Origin of the sequence: Subtercola frigoramans (assembly GCF_016907385.1) — a bacterium.
GTDB classification, from domain to species: domain Bacteria; phylum Actinomycetota; class Actinomycetes; order Actinomycetales; family Microbacteriaceae; genus Subtercola; species Subtercola frigoramans.
Genome location: NZ_JAFBBU010000001.1, coordinates 2,166,687 through 2,189,283 on the forward strand (window position 1 = coordinate 2,166,687; position 22,597 = coordinate 2,189,283).

Annotated in this window: 19 protein-coding genes; 8 read left to right on the top strand and 11 right to left on the bottom strand. The window is 64.6% G+C overall.

Annotated features, from left to right (window positions below; genetic code table 11):
- Positions 1 to 4 precede the first annotated feature (4 nt).
- Positions 5 to 346 (bottom strand): Rv2175c family DNA-binding protein, encoded by a 342-nt coding sequence (locus JOE66_RS10160; protein WP_205109110.1) that lies wholly within the window; start codon positions 344 to 346, stop codon positions 5 to 7.
- Between the two features lie 155 nt (positions 347 to 501).
- Here JOE66_RS10160 and pknB point away from each other — a divergent pair, with 155 nt between their 5' ends.
- The gene (gene pknB / locus JOE66_RS10165; protein ID WP_205109112.1) at positions 502 to 2,589 is read left to right on the top strand and encodes a Stk1 family PASTA domain-containing Ser/Thr kinase; all 2,088 of its coding nucleotides are present in this window, start codon (positions 502 to 504) and stop codon (positions 2,587 to 2,589) included.
- Positions 2,590 to 2,754: 165 nt separating this feature from the next.
- On the opposite strand, the gene JOE66_RS10170 is transcribed toward pknB, so the two are convergent.
- Genes JOE66_RS10170 through JOE66_RS10180 form a run of 3 tightly spaced genes read right to left on the bottom strand, consistent with a single transcriptional unit; the run spans position 2,755 to position 5,817 of the window.
- Entirely contained in the window at positions 2,755 to 4,131 is a 1,377-nt protein-coding gene (locus tag JOE66_RS10170; RefSeq protein ID WP_372435487.1) for a class II 3-deoxy-7-phosphoheptulonate synthase, read from the bottom strand.
- 52 nt (positions 4,132 to 4,183) lie between these two features.
- Positions 4,184 to 4,870, bottom strand: a complete 687-nt coding sequence (locus JOE66_RS10175; RefSeq protein WP_205109114.1) for a lysophospholipid acyltransferase family protein — start codon at positions 4,868 to 4,870, stop codon at positions 4,184 to 4,186.
- Complete coding sequence (locus JOE66_RS10180; RefSeq protein WP_205109116.1) at positions 4,870 to 5,817, bottom strand: ROK family glucokinase; 948 nt, start codon at positions 5,815 to 5,817, stop codon at positions 4,870 to 4,872. The genes JOE66_RS10175 and JOE66_RS10180 overlap by 1 nt, the downstream gene beginning before the upstream one ends.
- A 102-nt stretch (positions 5,818 to 5,919) precedes the next feature.
- Here JOE66_RS10180 and JOE66_RS10185 point away from each other — a divergent pair, with 102 nt between their 5' ends.
- Complete coding sequence (locus JOE66_RS10185) at positions 5,920 to 7,749, top strand: AMP-dependent synthetase/ligase (RefSeq protein WP_205109119.1); 1,830 nt, start codon at positions 5,920 to 5,922, stop codon at positions 7,747 to 7,749.
- 95 nt (positions 7,750 to 7,844) lie between these two features.
- Here the strand turns inward: JOE66_RS10185 and def are convergent, their stop codons facing one another.
- Both def and JOE66_RS10195 read right to left on the bottom strand, forming a co-directional pair.
- Positions 7,845 to 8,336, bottom strand: a complete 492-nt coding sequence (gene def / locus JOE66_RS10190; RefSeq protein WP_205109121.1) for a peptide deformylase — start codon at positions 8,334 to 8,336, stop codon at positions 7,845 to 7,847.
- Entirely contained in the window at positions 8,333 to 11,731 is a 3,399-nt protein-coding gene (locus JOE66_RS10195; protein ID WP_205109123.1) for a pyruvate carboxylase, read from the bottom strand. The genes def and JOE66_RS10195 overlap by 4 nt, the downstream gene beginning before the upstream one ends.
- Positions 11,732 to 11,820: 89 nt before the next feature.
- Here JOE66_RS10195 and JOE66_RS10200 point away from each other — a divergent pair, with 89 nt between their 5' ends.
- Positions 11,821 to 12,645, top strand: coding sequence for a ParA family protein (locus JOE66_RS10200; RefSeq protein WP_205109125.1), 825 nt, complete (start codon positions 11,821 to 11,823; stop codon positions 12,643 to 12,645).
- 149 nt (positions 12,646 to 12,794) lie between these two features.
- On the opposite strand, the gene JOE66_RS10205 is transcribed toward JOE66_RS10200, so the two are convergent.
- From JOE66_RS10205 to JOE66_RS10215, 3 genes are all read right to left on the bottom strand, one after another.
- Positions 12,795 to 13,340, bottom strand: a complete 546-nt coding sequence (locus tag JOE66_RS10205) for a MerR family transcriptional regulator (RefSeq protein ID WP_205109127.1) — start codon at positions 13,338 to 13,340, stop codon at positions 12,795 to 12,797.
- 187 nt (positions 13,341 to 13,527) lie between these two features.
- Positions 13,528 to 14,181, bottom strand: a complete 654-nt coding sequence (gene ftsR, locus JOE66_RS10210; protein WP_239518704.1) for a transcriptional regulator FtsR — start codon at positions 14,179 to 14,181, stop codon at positions 13,528 to 13,530.
- A 95-nt stretch (positions 14,182 to 14,276) separates the two neighbouring features.
- Positions 14,277 to 14,741: an FHA domain-containing protein gene (locus JOE66_RS10215; RefSeq protein ID WP_205111869.1), complete on the bottom strand. Its 465-nt coding sequence runs from the start codon at positions 14,739 to 14,741 to the stop codon at positions 14,277 to 14,279.
- 206 nt (positions 14,742 to 14,947) lie between these two features.
- Here JOE66_RS10215 and JOE66_RS10220 point away from each other — a divergent pair, with 206 nt between their 5' ends.
- Genes JOE66_RS10220 through JOE66_RS10230 form a run of 3 tightly spaced genes read left to right on the top strand, consistent with a single transcriptional unit; the run spans position 14,948 to position 17,628 of the window.
- On the top strand, positions 14,948 to 15,772 hold the full coding sequence (locus JOE66_RS10220) for a DUF1295 domain-containing protein (protein ID WP_205109132.1): 825 nt from the start codon (positions 14,948 to 14,950) through the stop codon (positions 15,770 to 15,772).
- An 18-nt stretch (positions 15,773 to 15,790) separates the two neighbouring features.
- Positions 15,791 to 16,675 carry a DUF3097 domain-containing protein gene (locus tag JOE66_RS10225; protein WP_205109135.1) on the top strand — a complete coding sequence of 295 codons (885 nt, stop codon included), beginning with the start codon at positions 15,791 to 15,793 and terminating at the stop codon, positions 16,673 to 16,675.
- Complete coding sequence (locus tag JOE66_RS10230) at positions 16,675 to 17,628, top strand: aminodeoxychorismate lyase (protein WP_205109137.1); 954 nt, start codon at positions 16,675 to 16,677, stop codon at positions 17,626 to 17,628. Before JOE66_RS10225 ends, JOE66_RS10230 begins: the two co-directional genes overlap by 1 nt.
- A 226-nt stretch (positions 17,629 to 17,854) precedes the next feature.
- On the opposite strand, the gene JOE66_RS10235 is transcribed toward JOE66_RS10230, so the two are convergent.
- Positions 17,855 to 19,468, bottom strand: coding sequence for a S1C family serine protease (locus JOE66_RS10235; RefSeq protein WP_239518278.1), 1,614 nt, complete (start codon positions 19,466 to 19,468; stop codon positions 17,855 to 17,857).
- 260 nt (positions 19,469 to 19,728) lie between these two features.
- Here JOE66_RS10235 and JOE66_RS10240 point away from each other — a divergent pair, with 260 nt between their 5' ends.
- Together JOE66_RS10240 and JOE66_RS10245 are read left to right on the top strand one after the other, a co-directional pair.
- Positions 19,729 to 21,174: a coiled-coil domain-containing protein gene (locus JOE66_RS10240; protein ID WP_205109139.1), complete on the top strand. Its 1,446-nt coding sequence runs from the start codon at positions 19,729 to 19,731 to the stop codon at positions 21,172 to 21,174.
- Between the two features lie 13 nt (positions 21,175 to 21,187).
- Positions 21,188 to 21,610 carry an RNA-binding S4 domain-containing protein gene (locus JOE66_RS10245; protein WP_205109141.1) on the top strand — a complete coding sequence of 141 codons (423 nt, stop codon included), beginning with the start codon at positions 21,188 to 21,190 and terminating at the stop codon, positions 21,608 to 21,610.
- 21 nt (positions 21,611 to 21,631) lie between these two features.
- On the opposite strand, the gene JOE66_RS10250 is transcribed toward JOE66_RS10245, so the two are convergent.
- Positions 21,632 to 22,582: a 3-methyladenine DNA glycosylase gene (locus JOE66_RS10250; protein WP_307827154.1), complete on the bottom strand. Its 951-nt coding sequence runs from the start codon at positions 22,580 to 22,582 to the stop codon at positions 21,632 to 21,634.
- Positions 22,583 to 22,597 lie beyond the last annotated feature (15 nt).

Genomic DNA, 22,597 nt, shown 5'->3' on the forward strand with positions numbered 1-22,597 from the left:
TGGATCAGGCCAGCGCCTGAGCTACACGGCGCACTTCGGCCTTGCGCCCGGCGAGCAGCGCGTCGATCGGGGCTGCATCGAGCGAGTCCTCCGGTTCGAGCAGCCACTGCATCATCTCGTCATTCGAGAAACCGCTGTCCCCGAGCAGGATGATCGTGCCCCGCAATTCGCTGAGCGGAAGGTTTCCCGCGAGGAAGACTTCTGGCACCGAGAGAACACCGTCACGGCGGATCGCCAGGAGGGCGCCTTCTTCGATCAGCTTGCGAACCTTGCCCGGTGTCGATCCGAGTCGTTCAGCCAGGTCGGGAATGGTCAGCCACGTTCTGGGCGAAGAAATGTCACTCACACGACTAGAGTGCCACGTTTCACCGGCGCCCCGCACTCCCCCCGATGTTTCGGCGTGAAGTCCGGAGTCACCCTTGATGTTTCGATTCGGTAGCGGTATCGCTATTGGCAATGTCTATGCAGGGTTCGCGACGCTCGGCAATTTAGAATCATGGCGTGACCAGCGCGCCCACCGATCCCATGACAGGTCGTCTCATCGACGGCCGTTACGAGGTGAGGTCGCGCATTGCCCGGGGCGGGATGGCCACGGTCTACGTGGCCAACGACCTGAGACTCGATCGACGGGTTGCCATCAAGATCATGCACGGGCACCTCGCAGACGACGAGGCCTTCCGCGAACGCTTTGTTCAGGAGGCCCGCTCAGCGGCCCGGCTCGCCCACCCGAACGTGGTGAGCGTCTTCGACCAGGGCTCAGACAGCGACATGGCCTACATGGTCATGGAGTACCTGCCCGGCATGACCCTTCGAGACCTCCTCAAGGATTACGGTCGGCTGACCACCGAACAGACGCTCGACATCATGGAGGCCGTGCTCGGCGGTCTTGCTGCAGCTCACAAGGCCGGAATCGTGCACCGCGATGTGAAGCCCGAGAACGTGCTGCTCGCCGACGACGGTCGCATCAAGATCGGCGACTTCGGCCTGGCACGGGCGGCAAGCGCGAACACGGCCACCGGGCAGGCACTACTCGGCACCATCGCCTACCTCTCCCCTGAACTTCTCACCCGGGGCGTGGCCGACGCCCGCAGCGACATCTACGCCTCGGGAATCATGATGTACGAGATGCTCGTCGGCGAACAGCCGTACCTGGGCGAGCAGCCGATGCAGATCGCGTTCCAGCACGCGAACGAGACGGTGCCGGCACCGAGCGTGAAGAACCCCTCTGTTCCTCCCGAAGTCGACGAGATCGTCGTCTGGGCGACCTCGCGCGACCCAGAGGCCAGGCCCCACGACGCCCGAGAGATGCTCGACGCACTCCGCGACGCCGAAGAGAGCACGACTGCTTCCATCAGGGCAACGGCTGCGCTGTTGCGCACCGCGGTGATGCCGCCGATGATGACGGGGGCGATATCGGAGGCAGAAACCCAGGTCCTGGGTCGCCAGAATCGGCCGTCTGCCGGGCATCCATCAACTGCTTATCCTCTGGCCACTGGCGTCACCGCCGCGACGGCGGCCACCGTGGCATTCGGTTCGCAGGCTGCAGCCCCTTCGGCTGCAGCGGGTGGCCTGGGTAGCCCTGCAGCGCCGGCCCCGGCCCTCTTGGCGGCGGCTGGAGCAACAGCGCTTGCCGGCACGAAGAGTCACGCAAACCCTGTCGAGAAGCTGGCGACGAAGAACACGAAGCGTCGCCGCCGTGGCTGGTGGATCTTCGCGCTCGTCGTTGTGCTCGTCGCCAGCGCGGGTGGCACAGGCTGGTTCTTCAGCGCCGGCCCCGGTGGCCAGCTCAGGATCCCGAGCGTCAGCGACAAGTCGCCCGACGACGCAACAGCCGCACTCGTGGCCCTCGGCCTGACGGTCACACCGGGCACAGCCACCAATCCGACCGTACCCACCGGGGCGGTGATCGGAACTGACCCGCCCGCTGGTGCGTCAGTGCTCAACGGCACGCAGGTCACGCTGGTCACCTCGATCGGGCCCGCTCAATTGCCGGTACCGGCCCTGGTCGGCCAGAACGCAGATGCCGCGAAACAGGCGGCCACAGCGGCCGGTTTCACCGTCGTCGACCCGCAGCAGACACAGTTCTCTTCGTCTGTTGCTGCCGGAACGGTCATCCAGGCCTCGGGAGCCGATGGCCAACCGCTCGGTGCGACGTACGGCGAGCAGCAACCCATCACCCTGCTCGTCTCGCTGGGCGGTATTCCCGATGTGGTCGGCAAGTCGGCGGGTGATGCCAACGCAGCGCTGGTCGCGGTCGGCCTGGTCAGCGCGGCCGGCTCCGAAGAGTACAGCGACACCGTAGCCAAGGGTGACGTGATCTCGGTCGACCTGCCAGCCGACCCGGTGCACCTAGGCGCCACGGTCACCCTGAACACCTCGCGCGGGCCCGAGCCGGTGACGGTGCCTGACGTGACCGGCAAGTCCTGGAGCGACGCGAAGGCCGCGTTGCAGAAGCTGGGCTTCTCGCTCGCCTACAACGGTCTTGCAGACCTGGCGCCCGATGCGTTCACCGTGCGCGCCACAGACCCCGCAGCGGGTGCGTCACTCGACAAGGGCTCGAAGATCACCGTGAGCTTCAGCGGCTTCTGAGCCGATTCTGACCGCTGAGCCGATTCTGATCGCTGGGCAGGGTGTGACCGCTGAGCAGGCCGCGCGCAGCAGGTTTCGATACGCAGGGCTGCCGCCCTGCTACTCAACCAGCGTCGTATCCGCCGGTTGAGTAGCACTGTAGGTGCGTATCGAAACCCTCGCGCGTCAGCTCTTGGCGTTACGAAGCTCTTCCGCCACCAGGAAGGCAAGTTCGAGCGACTGCATGTGGTTCAGGCGCGGGTCGCAGAGTGACTCGTACCGGGTCTCGAGGGTGTGCTCGTCGATGTGCTCCGAGCCACCGAGGCACTCGGTCACATCGTCGCCGGTGAGCTCCACGTGGATTCCGCCCGGGTGCGTTCCGACCGCACGGTGCGACTCGAAGAACCCCTTGACCTCGTCCACGACGTCGTCGAAACGACGCGTCTTGTAGCCGTTGGGCGTGGTCAGCCCGTTGCCGTGCATCGGGTCAGTCACCCACAGGGGCGTGGCGTCGCTGGCCTTGATGGCCTCGAGCAGCGGTGGCAGGGCATCCCGGATCTTGCCAGCACCCATGCGGGTGATGAACGTCAGGCGGCCGGGCTCCCGGTTCGGGTCGAGCTTGTCGATCAGACGGAGCATGTCGTCGGGAGAGGTCGACGGGCCGATCTTCACACCGATCGGGTTGCGCACGCGCGACAGGAAGTCCACGTGGGCGCCGTCGAGGTTGCGGGTGCGCTCGCCGATCCACTGGAAGTGGCTCGAGGTGTTGTAGGGCGTTCCCGTCCGCGAGTCGATACGCGTCATCGGGCGTTCGTAGTCGAACAGCAACGCCTCGTGCGCGGTGTAGAACTCGGTGCGCTTGAGCGCTTCGAAGTCGGCACCGCACGCGATCATGAACCGGATGGCGCGGTCGATCTCGCGCGCCAGGTCTTCGTAGCGCGCGTTGGCCGGGTTCGAGGTAAAGCCCTTGTTCCAGTGGTGCACCTCGCGCAGGTCGGCGAAACCACCCTGCGTGAAGGCACGGATGAGATTGAGGGTCGACGCCGAGGTGTGGTAGCCCGCGACGAGCCTCGCTGGATCTGCGGTTCGCGACTCCGGGGTGAAGTCATAGCCGTTCACGATGTCGCCGCGGTACGCGGGCAGCGTCACCCCGTTGCGCGTCTCTGAATCGCTCGAGCGCGGCTTGGCGAACTGCCCCGCCATGCGGCCCATCTTGATCACGGGCATGGAGGCGCCGTAGGTCAGAACAACGGCCATCTGCAGCACCGTCTTGATGCGGTTGCGGATCTGGTCAGCCGTCGCGCCCGCGAAGGTCTCGGCGCAGTCGCCACCCTGGAGGAGGAACGCACGGCCGGCTGCCGCATCGGCGAGGCGCTCACGAAGAGTGTCGACCTCGCCAGCGAAGACGAGCGGCGGGAGCTTGGAGATCTGGGCTGAAGCCTCTTCGACCGCAGCCCGGTCAGGCCACTGGGGCTGCTGCTTCGCCTCGAGTGTGCGCCAATAGTCCAGACCATCAATCACGGAAGGCAGAGCTTCGATGACACGTTCGGACAGATCTATCACAGCAACACGTATTTTCTGTTTGTTCAGCCCCGCGGCAGGACAGCCGAGGTGGCTAGCGCGCGGCTTTCGCGCGTTTCTCCTTTACCGAAGTCGCATACACGTCGGAGTATTCCTGCCCGCTGATGCGGTGGAGCTCGTACATGATCTCGTCGGTAATCGATCGAAGCACAAATCGGTCTGATTCCATGCCTTCGAACCTAGAGAAATCTAGTGGTTCCCCGAACACGATGCCAATTCGGCGGATTCTGATCGGCTGCCCGACGCTCATCACCTTCTCGGTGTCGATCATGGCGACCGGGATGATCGGCACGCCGGCCTCGAGAACCATGCGAGCCACGCCCGTGCGGCCGCGATACATCTTCGCGTCTGGGCTGCGCGTTCCCTCGGGGTAGATGCCCAGCAGGTCGCCCCGGCCGAGCACCTCCAGACCGGTGTTGAGGGAGGCCTCTGACGCCTTGCCTCCCGACCTGTCGATGGGCAACTGGCCGGTGGCCGTGAAGAACAGTTTCGTGAGCCAGCCCTTCAGTCCCTTGCCGGTGAAGTAGTCGCTCTTGGCCAGAAAGCTGATGCGGCGTTCCATCATCAGTGGCAGAAAGACGGAGTCGGCGAACGAGAGATGATTGCTCGCGAGAATCGCCCCGCCCGTCTGGGGGATGTTCTCCGCCCCCCGCACCCAGGGCCGGAAGACAGCCTTCACGATCGGGCCGGCCACGAGGTACTTCATGAACCAGTAGAACATCAGATCGACTCCGCATACAGACGCGCGAGGTCGGCAGCGCCGACAACCCCGGCATCGTTCACGAGTTCCGCGATCCGGAACTCGGGTTCGGGGTGGAACCCGCGGGCCGGCAACACGTCAAGGTACGCGGAGCGGATCGGGTCCAGAAGCAGGTCGCCGGCCTGGGCCACTCCCCCGCCGATGACGAACAGTTGGGGATCGAGCACTGCCCCGAGACTGGCAGATGCCTGCCCGAGCCAGTGACCGAGAGTGCGCAAGGCGAGAAGAGCTCCGGGGTCGCCGGACTGGATGAGATCACTGACGTCGAGCCCGGTGAGGGTGCCGACGCGCGAGCGCACCTCGGCGAGCCCGATTCCAACTCCACCGGCATCGGCAAGTTCGTTGGCAGTGCGAAGAAGGGCCCGACCAGAACCGTATTGCTCGATACACCCACGAGCACCGCACCCGCACGGCAGCCCGTCAGGCACCACCCGCAGGTGGCCGAGCTCGGCGGCAGCCCCGAAACCGCCGCGGAAGAGCTTGTCACCCGATACGATCGCGCCGCCGACACCGGTGCCGATGGTCAGGATCACCATGTCGCTCACCAGCCTGCCCGCACCGAAACGGAACTCGGCCCAGCCGGCCGCGTTGGCATCGTTCTCGATGATGATGTGCATGCCGAGGCGCTGCTGGAGCTTCTCGCGGAAGGGCTCGTTGCGCCACGAGATGTTGGGCGCGTAGTAGACGATCGACTGGGAGGCATCGATGAAGCCGGCAGCCGCCACTCCGACCGCCGTGACCTCAACACCCTCAGAGAGGCGTTTGACCATCGACACCACGGCGTCCTCGATCAATTGAGGGTTGCTGGCCATGGTCGGCTGGCGATCCGATCGCAGAATCGTCCCGAGTTCGTCGACCAGAGCGCCCGCGATCTTGGTCCCGCCAATGTCAATTCCGATGGCATGCACGCACTTATCTTGTCCCAGAGGCGAAGCCGTGTCTAATTGCCTGCCCGGGTCCGGCAGAAATCCACCGCGTACACTTGTCGAGAAGGAACCGAAGGAGTTGCCGTGGACCAGATCTTCACCCCTGCCGTCGTGCAGGCCGACCCTCTGGCGAACGCCACCGATCTGCTGCTGAAGCGCGTGGAGCTCACCCCCGACCAGCCACTGTTCGCCATTCCGTCGAGCAGTGCATCCGGCTGGTCGGACATCACGGCAGCCGACTTCCTCACACAGGTGCGCGCACTGGCCAAGGGATTCATCGCCGCCGGCATCGAACCGGGCGACAAGATCGGCCTGATGTGCCGCACTCGCTACGAATGGACGTTGATCGACTTCGCCGTCTGGTTCGCGGGAGCAGTGTTGGTGCCGGTATACGAGACCTCTGCCCCCGCACAGGTTCAGTGGAGCCTGAGCGATTCCGACGCGACGGCGGTCATCGTCGAGACGCCAGACCACTTCTCGCGGTTCGACGAGGCCTACCCCGACCTCCCGCTCATCGCCAACGTCTGGCAGATCGACCTCGGCGACCTCGACAAGCTCGTCGCTGGCGGAACAGACGTCAGCGACGACGAGGTGGAACGCCGCCGTTCCCTCGCCATCGGCAGCGACATGGCCACGCTGATCTACACCTCGGGCACGATGGGGCGGCCGAAGGGCTGCATTCTCACGCACTCGAACTTCGTCGAGCTCTCCCGCAATGCCGCCGTGAAGCTCAGCGACGTGGTGAGCCCGGGCGCATCCACCCTGCTCTTCATCACCACGGCGCACGTCTTTGCACGGTTCATCGCCATCATGTGCGTCCACGGCGGCGTGAAGGTCGGCCACCAGGGCGACACCAAGCAGCTCCTACCCGCCCTCGGTTCGTTCAAGCCGACCTTCCTGCTGGCCGTGCCTCGCGTGTTCGAGAAGGTCTACAACTCCTCAGAGCAGAAGGCAGAGACCGGCGGGCGCGGCAAGATCTTCCGTGCGGCGGCCGATGTCGCCATCGCCCACTCCGAGGCTCTCGACGCAGGCCACGTTCCGTTCGGCCTAAAGGCGAAGTTCGCCCTCTACGACCGTTTGGTCTACTCGAAGCTGCGCGCCGCACTCGGCGGCCGCACGAAGTTCGCTGTCTCGGGCTCTGCGCCACTCGGCCACCGCCTAGGTCACTTCTATCGCAGCCTCGGCATCACGGTGCTCGAAGGCTACGGCCTCACCGAGACCACAGCCCCGGCGACGGTGAACCTGGTCGACAAGTTCAAGATCGACACCGTCGGCCCGCCCCTGCCCGGTGTCGGCATCCGTATCGCCGCAGACGGCGAGGTACAGGTCACGGGCATCAACGTGTTCGCCGGCTACTGGAACAACGAGAAGGCAACCGCTGAAGCCATGGACGGCGAGTGGTTCAGGACCGGCGACATCGGCTCGCTCGACGACGACGGTTTTCTGACCATTACCGGCCGCAAGAAGGAGATCATCGTCACCGCCGGGGGGAAGAACGTCGCCCCTGCTGTGCTCGAAGACCCCATCCGCGCGAACCCACTGGTGGGCCAGGTCGTCGTCGTCGGTGACCAGAAGCCGTTCATCTCCGCGCTGATCACCCTCGACCCCGAAATGCTGCCCGCGTGGCTGGCGAACAACGGTCAGAAGGCCGACCTCAGCCTCAGCGAGGCATCACAGAACCCGGCAGTTCTCGCCGAGATCCAGAGAGCGGTGGATGCTGCGAACAAACTCGTTTCGCGTGCTGAGTCGATTCGCAAATTCGTGGTGCTCTCGCAGGAGCTGACCGAAGAGAGCGGGCACCTGACCCCCAAGCTCACGATCAAGCGAGCGGTCATCGTCAAGGACTTCGCGCCGACGATCGAGAGCATCTACTCGAGCGCTCCGTCGACGTCAGGCGAGTCACTCGTTCACTAGCCCAGAGCTCATAGGTTTCGATACGCGTGCTTCGCCCGCTCCTCAACCAGCGCCGGTTGAGTAGCTCCGCAGGAGCGTATCGAAACCAGACCTACTCAGAACCAGTCACTCTCGCGTACTTGGCGCATCGCCTCGCGCCTGGTCTCCTTCTCGAGTCGGTCGAGATAGAGCATCCCATCGAGGTGGTCGACCTCGTGCTGCAAGGCCTGGGCCAGCACTCCGGTGCCCGAGATCTCGACCGTGTTGCCCTCGAGATCGAGACCGACTGCCGTGGCCGAGGGATAACGCTTGGTCTTGAACCAGAGGTTGGGCACCGAGAGACAGCCTTCATCCATGAATTCTGGCTCACCCGAAAGCTCGGTGATCCGCGGATTGAGGAGATACCCGACTTCGCCATCGACGTTGTAACTGAACGCCCGCAGGTTCACGCCGATCTGCGATGCCGCAACTCCCGCGCGCCCCGGCAGCAGTACAGAATCGACCAGGTCCGCGACGAGTGCGCGCACACGGTCGTCGATCTGTCCGATCTCGTCGGAAACCGTCTTCAGCACGGGGTCACCGAAGATACGGATCTCTCGCACGCTCACTCAACCACCACCAGGAGATCGCCGGCTTCGACCTGCTGCGTCGACGGAATGGCCAGCCGGCGAACCGTTCCCGCGACCGGCGACGTGATCGCCGCCTCCATCTTCATGGCTTCGATGGTGGCCACGGCATCGCCGATGGCAACAACCGAGCCTTCTGTCACCTTGAGGGTGACAACCCCGGAGAACGGCGCAGCGACGTTGCCCGGCTTCGACTGGTCTGCTTTCTCTGCCTGGGTTGCTGTGACCTTCACGCTGAGATCGCGCACCGAGACAGGCCGCAGCTGACCGTTCAGGATCGTCATCACCGACCGCATACCCTTGTCGTCGACTTCGCCGATTGCTTCGAGCCCGACGTGCAGCCGGACTCCTCGGGAAATCTCGACCACGCGTTCCTCACCCTGTGACAGGCCGAAGAGATAGTCGGCCGTGCTGACCGTCGACAGGTCACCATAGGTCTCACGAATCTGTTCGAACTGGGCTGTCGGCCCGGGAAACAGGAGGCGGTTGAGGGTGCTGCGACGCTCTGCAGGTGTGCCGCCCAACAGGGCGTGGTCTGTTTCACTGACCTCTGCGACGCCGATCTTCACCGTCTTGCCCTCGAGGGCTTTGCTGCGGAACGGCTCAGGCCAGCCACCGGGAAGGTCGCCGAGTTCGCCGGCCAGAAAGCCGATCACTGAGTCGGGGATGTCGTAGTTGCCGGGGTTCTCGGCGAAATCGACGGGATCGGCTCCGACAGCTGCGAGGTGGAGTGCGAGGTCGCCGACCACCTTGGACGACGGCGTCACCTTGGGGATGCGGCCGAGAATCTGGTTTGCCGCTGCGTAGAGGTCTTCGATCTGTTCGAAGTGGTCCGCGAGCCCAAGAGCTTTCGCCTGTTGGCGGAGGTTCGACAGCTGACCGCCGGGGATCTCGTGCTTGTACACGCGGCCGGTCGGCCCGGGCAGGCCGGATTCGAACGGACGGTAGAGCTCGCGAACGGCCTCCCAGTACGGTTCGAGGTCAGAGACGGCCTGCAAGGAGATCCCGGTGTCGCGCTCCGTGTGCGCAAGGGCCGCCACCAGCGCAGACGCAGAGGGCTGACTGGTGGTTCCCGACATGGGCGCACTGGCCACGTCGACCGCGTCAGCACCCGCACGACTGGCCGCGAGCAGAGTGGCGAGCTGCCCGCCCGCCGTGTCGTGGGTGTGCACGTGAACCGGCAGGTCGAAGTTCTCACGGAACGCCGTGACCAGCCTCTCAGCGGCATACGGTCGCAACAGTCCCGCCATGTCCTTGATGGCGAGGATGTGGGCGCCGGCGTCGACGATCTGTTCAGCCAGACGGAGGTAGTAGTCGAGGGTGTAGAGGTCTTCTGCCGGGTCGAGGAGGTCACCGGTGTAGCAGACGGCGACCTCGGCGATGGTGGTACCTGTCGACAGGACCGACTCGATCGCGGGCCTCATCTGGCTGACATCGTTCAGCGCGTCGAAGATGCGGAAGATGTCGACGCCGGTCGACGCTGCCTCGCGTACGAAGGCATCGGTGACTTCTGTCGGATACGGCGTGTAGCCGACCGTGTTGCGGCCCCGCAGCAGCATCTGCAGGTTGATGTTCGGCAGGGCTTCGCGCAGGCTCGCCAGGCGTTCCCACGGGTCTTCCCCGAGGAACCGCAGGGCGACATCGTAGGTGGCCCCTCCCCAGGCCTCCACCGAGAGGAGTTGCGGGGTCAGACGGGCAACGTACGGGGCCACTTCGAGGAGGTCCTTCGTGCGGACCCTGGTCGCGAGAAGCGACTGGTGGGCATCCCGGAACGTCGTCTCTGTCACCGCCAGCGCAGTCTGGGCCCGGAGTTCGGCAGAGAAGAGTGTCGGGCCGAGCTCGAGAAGTCGCTGGCGGGAGCCATCGGGTGCCGGCTCGGTCAGATCGATCGGTGGCAGCTTGGTCACCGGTTCGACCGTGCCGACCCGTTTGCCGTTGGGCTGGTTCACCGTGACCTCGGCGAGCCAGCTCATGATCTTCGTTCCCCGGTCTTGAGACACATGGGTCGAGAACAACTGCGGGCGTTCGTCGATGAACGAGGTGCTGAGGTCGCCGGCGACGAAGGCCGGGTCGTCGAGCACGGCCTGGAGAAACGGGATGTTCGTCGAGACACCGCGGATGCGGAACTCGGCCAGCGCCCGTTTGGCACGGCGCACAGCCGTCGGGAAGTCGCGCCCCCTGCAGGTCAGTTTGGCCAGCATCGAGTCGAAGTGCGGGCTGATCTGGGCCCCGGAGGCGACCGTGCCGCCGTCGAGGCGCACCCCGGCCCCGCCGGGTGAACGATAGGTTGTGATCTTGCCCGTGTCGGGCCGGAACCCGGCGTTCGGGTCTTCGGTCGTGATTCGGCACTGCAGGGCAGCCCCGCGCAAGACGATCGTGTCTTGAGTGAGCCCGAGTTCGGCCAGTGACGCCCCGAAGGCGATCAACATCTGAGACTGCACGAGGTCGACGTCGGTCACTTCTTCAGTGACCGTGTGCTCGACCTGGATGCGCGGGTTCATCTCGATGAAGACATGTTCACCTGCGCGGTCGCCGACGGTGTCGACCAGGAATTCGACCGTTCCAGCATTGATATAGCCGATGGATTTAGCGAACTTGATCGCGTCGGCGTGTAGGGCATCGCGAAGTTCGTCGGTGATGTTCGGAGCCGGCGCGATCTCGATGACCTTCTGGTTGCGACGCTGCACAGAGCAGTCGCGCTCGAAGAGATGGAGGGTGCTGCCGTGGGTGTCGGCGAGGATCTGCACCTCGATGTGCCGGGGCCGGAGCACCGCCTGCTCGAGGAACATCGTCGGGTCACCGAAGGCGCTGTCTGCTTCGCGCATGGCGGCGTGCAGTGCCTCGAGAAGGTCTTCGCGGGACTCGACGCGGCGCATTCCACGGCCACCGCCACCGGCGACCGCCTTGGCGAACAGCGGGAAACCGATGCTCTCGGCACCGGCGAGCAGTTCATCCACGTCTTTCGACGCCGGCGTCGAGCGCAGAACGGGCACACCGGCCGCGATCGCATGCTCTTTCGCCGTGACCTTGTTGCCCGCCATCTCCAGAACGCTCGTCGGCGGCCCGATGAACGTGATTCCGGCCGCCGCGGCAGCTGAGGCCAGCTCGGGGTTCTCGGACAGGAAGCCGTACCCGGGGTAGATCGCGTCTGCGCCACTCTCCTTGGCAACCCGGATGATCTCGCTCACGTCGAGATAGGCGCGAACCGGATGCCCGATCTCACCGATCTGGTACGCCTCGTCTGCCTTCTGCCTGTGCATCGAATTGCGGTCTTCGTAGGGAAAGACTGCGACGGTCTTGGCCCCGAGTTCGTATGCTGCACGAAAGGCGCGAATGGCGATTTCACCACGGTTTGCGACCAGGATCTTGGCGAACATGGAGTCCTTCCTCAGAGCTGCGTGGCATCCATGCGGCACACAGGAGACGGTTAGGTTCTCCCAGCCTAGTGAAGGTAACGTAGACGATTGTGCATGTACTCAGCGTTAGCTCACTCAAGGGCGGTGTCGGTAAGACAACCGTTACCCTCGGTTTGGCTTCGGCGGCCTTCGCGAAGGGCCTGCGCACCCTCGTTGTCGACCTCGACCCCCAATCCGATGTCTCGACCGGCATGGACATCAACGTCGCCGGTCACCTGAACGTGGCCGATGTCCTGGCCTCGCCCAAGGAGAAGATCGTGCGGGCGGCCATCGCGCCCAGCGGCTGGACGAAGGATCGCGGGGGCACCATCGACGTGCTCATCGGGTCGCCGTCTGCACTCAATTTCGACGGGCCCCACCCGAGCATCCGTGACATCTGGAAGCTCGAAGAAGCTCTCGCAACCGTCGAGAACGACTACGACCTCGTGCTCATCGACTGCGCGCCGTCGCTGAACGCGCTCACGCGAACAGCATGGGCTGCCAGCGACCGGGTCGCTGTCGTGACCGAACCAGGGCTCTTCTCTGTCGCCGCGGCCGACAGGGCCCTGCGGGCCATCGAAGAGATTCGTCGCGGGCTCTCGCCCCGGCTCCAGCCACTCGGCATCATTGTGAACCGTGTGCGCTCACAGTCGCTTGAGCACCAGTTCCGCATCAAAGAGCTTCGCGACATGTTCGGCCCGCTCGTGCTGAGCCCACAGCTCCCCGAGCGCACCTCGCTGCAGCAAGCCCAGGGTGCGGCGAAACCGCTCCACGTCTGGCCCGGCGAAGGGGCGCAGGAGATGGCACGCAACTTCGACCTGCTGCTCGAGCGTGTCATGCGCACCGGCCGCCTGGGCGACTACGCCGACGCCGCGAAGGCACCCGCAGAGCGCTGACCGGAAATCCGGCACCTCGCCGGTTGAGTAGCTCCGCAGGAGCGTATCGAAACCCGCACGCAACCGCCACACCGGGCGAACGGCTCGCTCCGCGTGCCTACTCTCGGCCAGCGTAAAGCGCTATCAGCGCCCCAGCGCCGGAACCAGCGTCACGCGCTCCGCGCAGCGCGACGTGCAGCGAGTTCGTCCATCGGGTCTGCAACGTCGGTACCGAGTTCGACGAGGCTGGACTCGACCTCTCGCAGGACTTTGCCCACGGCGATACCGAACACACCCTGACCTCTGCTGACGAGGTCGATGACCTCGTCGTTCGATGTGCAGAGGTAGACGCTCGCGCCATCGCTCATCAGCGTTGTCTGGGCGAGGTCGGTCACGCCAGACTCTCTCAGCTGTTCAATCGCCGTGCGAATCTGCTGGAGTGAGATACCGGTGTCGAGCAGGCGTTTGACCAGCTTGAGCACGAGAATGTCGCGGAAACCGTAGAGGCGCTGAGAACCAGACCCGGCGGCTCCGCGCACGGTCGGTTCGACCAGGCTGGTGCGTGCCCAGTAGTCGAGCTGGCGATAGGTGATTCCAGCCGCACGGGCGGCAACTGCTCCGCGGTAGCCCGCAGCATCGTCGAGTTCGGGCAGGCCGTCGGTGAAGAGCAGGCCCTGGTCGAAACGAGCTTGCTCGCCATGGACGTGCTCAGTCATTGTTGTGCCCTTCTCAATTCGGCTGGCAACGAGTTCACCACGCCGAAATTCCACTCATACGCCACGCTAGCGAGGTGCGTGCCAGCGATCAACGACATTCGACGATCTCCCCCGGCGTGTCGCAGCCCCGTGCTCATTTTGAACGTTTTTCACCCGGCGCTCGTCGCGCCCGCCTGACACTTTCAGCTTACGGTGCAAGTCGACCCAGTGCCGAACGAATCAGACTTGTTCGCACCAGCTCGAGCTGCTGGGAGATCTCACTGGCCCGCTCGGCGACATGTGCCCGGCTCGACACGGTGTTGCGGCGAGCCACGGGCACCAGAGCACTCTCGATCAACCCGACTTCACGATCTGCTGCTGCGCGGAAGCCCCGGAGATGGCGCGGCTCGATGCCGACACGCTGCAGTTCCACGAGCGCCTTCAACACCGCGAGGGCGTCGTCGCCGTACGTCTCGGTTGCAGGGAGGAGGGAAGCGCTGATGGCGTCGTTGAGAAGGGTGATGCTGCCGTGCGACTGTTTCACCAGATCGTCTCTCGAGTACCGCCTGGCACCACCGAGCATCGATGGTACGGTCGCTGTCGTTGCGCCGGGCATGACCGGATTCAGACCGGCGTCCACATCGGCGAGGTACTTCCTGATGACGTTGAGCGGCAGGTAACAGTCGCGCTGCATGGCCAGGATGAGCCGCAGGCGCTCAACGTCGGCTTTGGCAAACTTGCGGTAGCCCGACTGCGTTCTCGCCGGAGTGACCAGCCCACGTTCCTCGAGGAACCGCAGCTTGGACGGTGTCACGTCGGGAAACTCCGATGTGAGGATCGACAGCACTTGGCCGATGCTCAGAAGAGCACCAGAACCGTGGGCAGGCGTCGCCGAGCGGGCAGCAGACGAACTCGTTGGGGACGATCGCGCTGACGACGATCGGGAGGCGGCCGCCACTAGCTGGCGGAGTGTGCCACGACATCGCGGCGCGAGGGGTAGAACGTGAGACGGAACTTGCCGACCTGGATCTCCGAGCCATCGCTCAGCAGGGCGTCGTCGACCCTGACCCCGTCGAAGTACGTGCCGTTCAGCGAGTGCAGGTCACGAACGACGAAGGTCGTGCCCGACCTCGAGAACTCGGCGTGGCGGCGGGATACCGTCACGTCATCGAGAAAGATGTCTGCTTCAGGGTGCCTGCCGACCGTCGTGGTGAGCTTGTCGAGCAGGAAGCGGGCTCCGGCGTTGGGGCCCCTCCGCACGATCACCAGCGCCGAGCCAGAGGGAAGCGCGGCTATCGCGTCGCGCTCCTCGGGAGAAACGCCCCCTTCGAGCGCCGAAAGCTGCGCCGCGAATTCCCCAGTGAGGTTCAGCGTGGTGTCGTTGACAATCGTCTCGTGCGCACCCGTTACTCCCCGTGTCATGCGCTCTGAACGCGATTCGCGGTCTAAACCGGACTCATCCAAACCAAATTCCGTGGGCATAGCCGAACCTCCTTACTTGCTCCCAGCGTAGCCGATAGCACTGGGGCAAAATCCAGCCGTTCACGCAACTCAACGGCAACTCTCCAGCACTTTTTGGCTGAATGAGGGGCTTCTGACGGAGGGATCTGTGCGAGTACTGTGTGGGCATGGGTCCCCTCGGCGTGTGCCTGATCGTGAGCGCAGCAGTCTGCGCACTCGTGTGGATCCTCTCCGTGGCGACGCGCGAGTATTCCTGGGTCGACCGCCTGTGGTCGGTGGTTCCCGTTGCCTACGCGTGGATCTTCGCCGGCGCCGCAGGGTTCACGGATGCCCGGCTCACGGTCGTCGCCTCGCTCATCACGCTCTGGGGCATCCGCCTCACCTTCAACTTCGCTCGCAAGGGCGGTTACCGTGCCGGCGGCGAGGACTATCGCTGGAAGGTTTTGCGATCACAGATGCCTCCCTGGCGGTTCCAGCTCTTCAATGTGGTCTTCATCACGCTGTACCAGAACGCGATCCTCCTGCTCATCACACTGCCGATGCTCACGATGTTCGCCCACCAGGGCACGGCTTTCGGCCCTCTCGACCTCGTCGCCACCGTCGCCTTTCTCGGGTGCCTGGTCGGTGAGACCGTCGCTGACCAACAGCAGTGGGTCTTCCAGCGCCAGAAAGCCAGAACGCTGGCCAGCGGCGGGGTCCCGTCGCGTGGGTTCCTGACGACGGGCCTCTTCACTGTGTCGAGGCATCCCAATTTCTTCTTCGAACAGTCCCAGTGGTGGGTCGTCTTCTTCTTCGGTTGCATCGCCGCCGGTTCGCTCTGGCAGTGGACGATCATCGGTGCCGTACTCCTCACCACGCTGTTCCTCGGGTCGACCCGGTTCACCGAATCGATCAGCAGGTCGAAGTACCCCGACTATGCGCTCTACCAGGCGCGCACCTCATCGCTCATTCCGTGGTTCCCCAAGCGAGGTGCCGAGGCTGAAACAGCATGACCCTGTAACGTCGTCGAGGTGACATTCGATCGATATGGTTCAGACGTTCTCGCCGACTTCTCCCGCCGGCCGGCACGACGGCCTGTCGCCTCGCAGGAGGCACAGACCGGCCTGGTCGTCGAAGACGTGGCCAGCGACTTCTGCGGCTCAGTGACGCACGTCGAGGGCAAGATGGTCGAACTCGAAGACCGTCACGGGCGGCGCCGCATGTTCCCGCTTGGCGGTGGCTTTCTGTACGAGGGCACCCCGGTCATCCTCGTCGCCCCCGCGGCGCAGTCGGCCAAACCCCGAGCCGCACGCACGGCATCGGGGTCGTTCAAGGCACCGGATGCCCGGGCCCGCGTCGCGCTCGCCAGCCGCATCTTCGTCGAAGGTCGCCACGACGCAGAACTGGTCGAGAAGGTCTGGGGAGACGACCTGCGCTCCGAGGCCGTCGTCGTGGAGTACCTCGAAGGCGTCGATCACCTGGCCGAGGTACTCAAGGATTTTGCTCCCACCGCCGAACGCCGGGTCGGCGTCCTGGTCGACCACCTCGTCTCGGGCTCGAAGGAGAGCCGCATCGCCGACACTGTCATGCGGTCTCAGAAACCCGGATCGGTCCTGATCGTCGGGCACCCGTATGTCGATGTCTGGCAGTCGGTCAAGCCGGGCCGGCTGGGCCTCACCGCGTGGCCCGTTGTGCCGAGATCGATCGAATGGAAGCACGGGATCTGCGAAGCGCTCGGCTGGCCGCATGCCGACCAGGCCGACATCGCAGCCGCCTGGCAGCGAATCCTGGGCCGGGTTCGAACGTACACCGACCTCGAACCCGAGCTCCTCGGCAGAGTCGAGCAGCTCATCGACTTCGTCACGGCTCCCGGCGAAACAACCACTGCGACCGCAACCCAGAACGGGGACCGCTGATGCCGAACGGATTCTCGCCCGCCCTGCTCGTCTTGCGCGACCCGCTCGAATCGGATGCAGGCAGATCGACGTCGGTCAATTCGACGACGGGTAAGTCGACGTCGGCTAATTCGGCGTCGGCCGATTCGGTATCGGGGTTCATTGCCGTGGATCCCGACTCCCCTGTCGTGAGCGCACTCGATCTGGGAGTGACCCGGGGTGACGGAATCTTCGAGACGATCACCGTTGTGAACGGCATGCCCCAGGCGCTGGATGCCCATCTGCACCGTTTCGCACGGTCAGCTGCGATGCTCGACCTCCCTGCTCCCCAGCCCGAGACGTGGAAGAAGGGCGTGTTCGCCGCCGTCGACTCGCGGCCGACTGTCGACGAGGCATTCGCGAAACTGGTCTACACCCGCGGAATCGAAGGTTCGGGCATCCCCACCGGCTGGATCTACCTGCAGCAGAGCCCGGACTTCACCACTGAACGCACCGAGGGAATCAGCGTTGTTCTGCTAGACCGGGGCTATGCAAGCTCGGTGCAACGCACCTCGCCGTGGCTTCTCCAGGGGGCGAAGACGCTCTCGTACGCCATCAACAAGGCCGCTGCGCGGGAAGCGCAGCGTCGCGGCGCCGATGATGTCATCTTCGTCAGCAGCGACGGGTACCTGCTCGAGGGCCCGACGGCCACGATTGTGCTGAAACTCGACGACACCTTCGTGACCCCGCGCACCGAGAGCGGAATCCTGCCGGGCACAACGCAGCAGAGCATCTTCGAGATCGCGGCGGTCAATGGGTATGGCACGGCCTACGAGATGCTGACACCGGCCGACCTTCGGCGTGCAGAGAGCGCGTGGCTCGTCTCGAGCGTGCGCAACGCCGCTCCCATCCGCGAGATCGACGGTGAGGCTCGACCGATCGATGCCGGGCTGACCGAGGCGATCAACGCAGGATTGGCCGCCCGCACCATCTGAGGTGTGGCCGCCTGCACAGAAGTACTCCAGAACAGAAGTCCTCCCGCACAGCAGTTCCCCTGAACGGCAGTTCCCCTGAACGGCATGTTCCCCTGAACGGCAGTTCCCCTGAACGGCATGTTCCTTGAACAGAAGAACGGGCCATCGACAGCATTCTGCGTGCCGATGACCCGTTCACTCCGGAGCCAGTCCCGGTGGGGGCGAGCCCGGGTTGCGGTCGCCGGACCTATGCGGCGGGTCCTTCGATGAGGGTGACGGAGGCGGAGTGGGTTGCGCCACTGGCGTCCGTCCAGCTGATCGTCACCGAGTCACCGGGGTTGTACGACTTCATCGTCTTCGTGAGGGTCGAGCCCGAGTCGATGGTCGTGCCATCGACCGTGGTGATCGTGTCGCCGGCGACAAGCCCTGCGGTTGCCGCAGGGGTCCCGTCGATGACGCCCGCCACGGTTGCGCCGGCCACCGTCGAAGTGCTCCCACTGGAGCCCCGCGATCCAAGTCCGGAGGAACCTGTTCCTGACGTCTGACTGCCGATCTGCACTCCGAGGAAGGCCGGGTATCCGATGGTGACGTTGCCACTCTCGGTGCCCGATTCGATCTGTTTCGCGATCTTCAATGCGGTGTTGATGGGAATCGCGAAGCCGGTGACAGTCGCGCTACCGCTTGAGGCAGCCGTGTCGATGCCGATGACCTCACCCTGCGCGTCGTAGAGCGGTCCACCGGAGTCGCCTGCCTGGATGTCGGCTTCGATCTGGATCATTCCGGTGAGCGTTTCGCCGGCCGCGCTGCCCTCAGCCTGTGTCGTGACCGACTGGTCGAGGCCGGTGACCGCACCAGCAGCCGCAGAAAGACTTCCGGTGCCACCGGCATTGCCGACTCCGGTTACGGCGTCGCCCACAGCGACCGAGTCCGATGTGTCGAGGGTGGCCGTTGTCAGCTCTGAAGCCCCGTCGAGCTTCAACACGGCAACATCGTCGACGGCGTCGGTGCCGACGACCTTGGCCGTGTAGGTCTTTCCCGTGGTGGCGATCGTCACAGAGATACTCGTCGAGCCCTCGACAACGTGGTTGTTGGTCAGAATCGTGCCGTCGGAGCTCAGGATGATTCCAGTGCCAGCCGCAGCGGCATTCTGGTAGTCGAGTTTGGTATCGATGAGCACGACGCCCACGGCTTGGGCATCGGTCGCGGCAGTCGCCGACTGCGTGGCTGTTCCCGAGCCCGAAGTGCTGCCAGAACCGTCACGGCCCTGCCCGAAACCGAAGCCGTTTCCGGTGCCGTACCCGTTGCCGTATCCAGGCGAGGTTCCGCTGCCCCCTGAGCTGGTGCCGCCCGAACCAGCGCTTCCTGAGCCAGTGCTTCCGGAGCTGGTGCCGCTGTCACTCGTGACTGGGCGGTCGAGCGTCGACGTCGACGATGATGCGGCCTGGATGGCAAGGGGAACTCCGACGGCCATCGTCACACCGACGCTGACTCCGGCGATGGCGATCGCAGCGGCCGCTGCACCCAGAATGAGAAAGTTGCGCGGTCGCCAGATGCGGTGATCGTGCGAATACTGCTGCTGTGAACCTGCAGCAGCACCCGAACCCCCACCCGCAGTCTGCGACCACTCCTGCGGAGTGTGATCAGCGGGCCTGAGCCCGGAGACGGGCTGAATTTCTTGGATCGGGAGCATCTGCTGGACGGGCTGAATGGGCTGAGCAGCGGCTGGCTGGATCTGCTGCTCTGGCTGAATCTGCTGGGCTGGCTGAATCGGCACGATCAGCCCGTCCGGCTGTGGTGCGTTGGCTTTCGGCTGCGTGGCGTCGCCGGCTGACTCCGGCTGCTCAGAATCGGGGGTGTGCATGTTTTCCTCTCGGCTGCCCGCTGTGGGCTGTGCAGACAACACAACTCCCCAACCTTATGAACAAGCTATGTAGGGATCTCGCGAAAGCTGGGAGTCGCCTTCGCGCTTGCTGTGCCGCAAAGACGCTGGAGTTCTCAGCTGTATTGGTCGATCCCCACGCAGGCTCACGTTTGTGTCATCAGTGTCGGCGGCTACTCTGGTTTAACGACGGTGACCAACCGAAATCTTTGACGACATCTGGAACACCCACGAGGAGCACCATGACTGACGACTCCACGCCCGACAGCACGCCCGACTCCACGCCTGACCTGACGCCCGACGGCACTACTGACACCCGAGCCGACTCCGAAGCCGGGTTCCAGCCCGAATCCGGGCTCGACACCGGCTACGTGCTCACACGCCGAGACCGCACAGCCGTCATGTTCATCGACTGGGCAGTGAAGTTCGGCACTCCCGACTTCCAGCAGCGCTACCGCCCGGTCACCGATGAGCTCTTCACCCACCATTTCATCGACCCCACAGCAAAGCCGGCATTCGTGCCACCCGCGTTGGCCAGCGTCGAGAAACTCGATGCAGAGAGCGATCCCCTGGAGATCATCCGGTCGCACCTCGGCCTGGTGGTCGACGATCGTCGTGCGCGCGACAAAGCACGGCTCGACGCACTGGAGCATTACGAGACAACCCGCCAGGAGCTTCTGGCAGTCAAGAGTCACTCCGTCGACGTCGAGGCCGAACTGGCCGACACTGCCGCACGGCTTCAGCTCGCCGAATCCCAGGTCACCTCGCTCAGCCGCCAGCTCGAAGACGACATCTCCGGCCTGCATTCGACACACCAGGCAGAGCTGGCGGATACGAGCGCGCGGCACGCGTCGACGATCGCCGAACTCACCGCCGAACGGGATGCGACGGTGTCGGAGCTCTCGGCACAACGGGACGCAACCGTGGCCGATCTCACAGCCCGTAACGAGGCCGAGGTGTTCGCAATCCGGCAGAAGCTCGAGACCGACACCGATGCCCAGCGCGCCAAGCACGAGGCCGAGATCGCCGGGCTCCTCACCACGCACGAAGAGGCTCTCGCATCGTTGGCGAATGCCCACCAGAACGGCGTCGACGAAGCGGACGCCCGGCACCAGAGTGCTGTCGCGGCGATGGAGACTGAGCACCGTAACGCTCTCGAGTCCCTCCAGCTGAAGCTTGCTGAGGCCGTTACCGCTGCCGCCGCCGTCACGGCGCAGCTGAAGGAGGCTCGCCTCGAGGCGGGTTCGCTCACAGCCCAGCGCGACCGTGCTGTTGCGGCCAGCTCCGAATGGCGCAGCCGGGTCCAGACCATGGTTGCCGGACTCTCGGGCTCGGCGTCCGTCGGCGCGTGGTCGAGCACGAACGCATCGGATGATCGGCTCATCGATTTCGTCGAGGAGACCCTGCTCGCGCTCAGCTCAGAACTCGAGCTCGCCCGTGCCACCCTCGACGAGATCGAAGACGTGGCGAACGCCCAGCTGGTCGACGAGACCGAGACCGGGGACTACGCCATCGGCGCCAACGACGCGGCTGTTCTAGTACTCAATTCGTTGTACGGGGGTAGTGACGAGCGTGACGAGGGTGAGACTGCGCCCGCCGGGTCGCCCTCGGATACCGCGGAGGCAGATGCTGAATTCTCGAACGAGCTCTCCGACGATGTCGACGTGGAATTCACGTCTCGATCCTGAGGATCTGTGCCGCATGGCCGAAGATAACGCCACGAGCAAAGCCGCGGGCTCCGGCACCGGCCCAGGGGTGAACAGTGCACGGGTCGACAGCTGGGCGTTTGCCGTTCGGCTGTTCAAGACCCGGTCCGCAGCCACGGCTGCCTGTCGAGCCGGCCACGTCCGGGTGAACGGCGAGCGGGTGAAGGCTGCGCAGGCGCTGCATGTCGGCGATGAAGTGCGCATCCGCAGCGCCGGCTTCGATCGCATTGTGGTCGTCACTCGTTTGGTCCTGAAGCGGGTGGGTGCACCCGTTGCCGCGGAATGCCTCGTCGATCTGACACCACCACCGCCCCCACGCGAGACTGTTGCTCTCGTTGCCGTGCGCGATCGGGGCGCCGGGCGACCCACCAAGCGCGAACGACGCGAGCTGGACAAGCTTCGCGCCATCGACGACTAGACCCATCGCCGACGTGCGGAGTCAGCCAGCTGCGGCGAAACTCTCCGCGCGCACGATCGACTCGACGAGGCGACTACGCAGAATGTTCGATCGGGTGGCGAAGTCGTGCTGGAACGCGGAATATTCGGCTTTGCCCTCCGCCGTTTCGATTCGGATGGCGCTGAGCCCGAAGCTCGAGACGTCGTACGGCGACGCTCGCATGTCGACCTGCCGAATCTCCCTGGCGAGATCGAACGAGTCGAGCAACAGCACACCGGGTACGATCGGGCCGAGTTTGATCGCCCACTTGTAGACATCCATTCCTGCGTGAAGGCACCCGGCCTGTTCGAAGGACTCTTGGTTCTCTCGTGACGGCAGCAGGCTGTTCCTGCCTCTCGCTTCGGGTGTGAAGAATCGGAACGCGTCAAAATGGCTGCACCTGATGCGATGGGACTCGACGACCTTGTCTGTCTGTTCAGCCGTCAGGCGCAGGGGAATGGATTCATGCCGCACGTGGCCATCGGCGACCTTGTAGACCATCGCCCATTCATGCAGTCCGAAACAACCGAACTGGGCTGGGCGCAGAGCCGTTTGCTGAAGGAGGCGTGAAATGAACGCGATGGACTGCGCCCGGGCCGCGAAGAGCTCTCTGGCATCAACCAGGAGATCGGTGCCCCGGCTCTGCCGGTACCACTTCCATTCGGCGCGCTCGAGACCCGCCGCTCCCGCGAGGCGAACACCGGCACCGGGATGCCATCGACGCAGGAGCGCTGGTTTGAACGGGTAGTAGGTGAACATGAAGTCATCCACGGCGTGAGCCTCGCCCACGCTGCGGCGCTCGCGCCAGCCCGACGTCAGTGCGTCGGCGCGCTCCTGGTGCGCCAGCTCTGCTGCTTGCAGGTCGGCTTCGCTGAGTCGAACTTCACGCGCTTGGCCTTCATGCGCCCGAACTTCAAGCGCTCGATTCTCACCCGCTCGAATATCGCTGACCACGAAATCCACCCTACG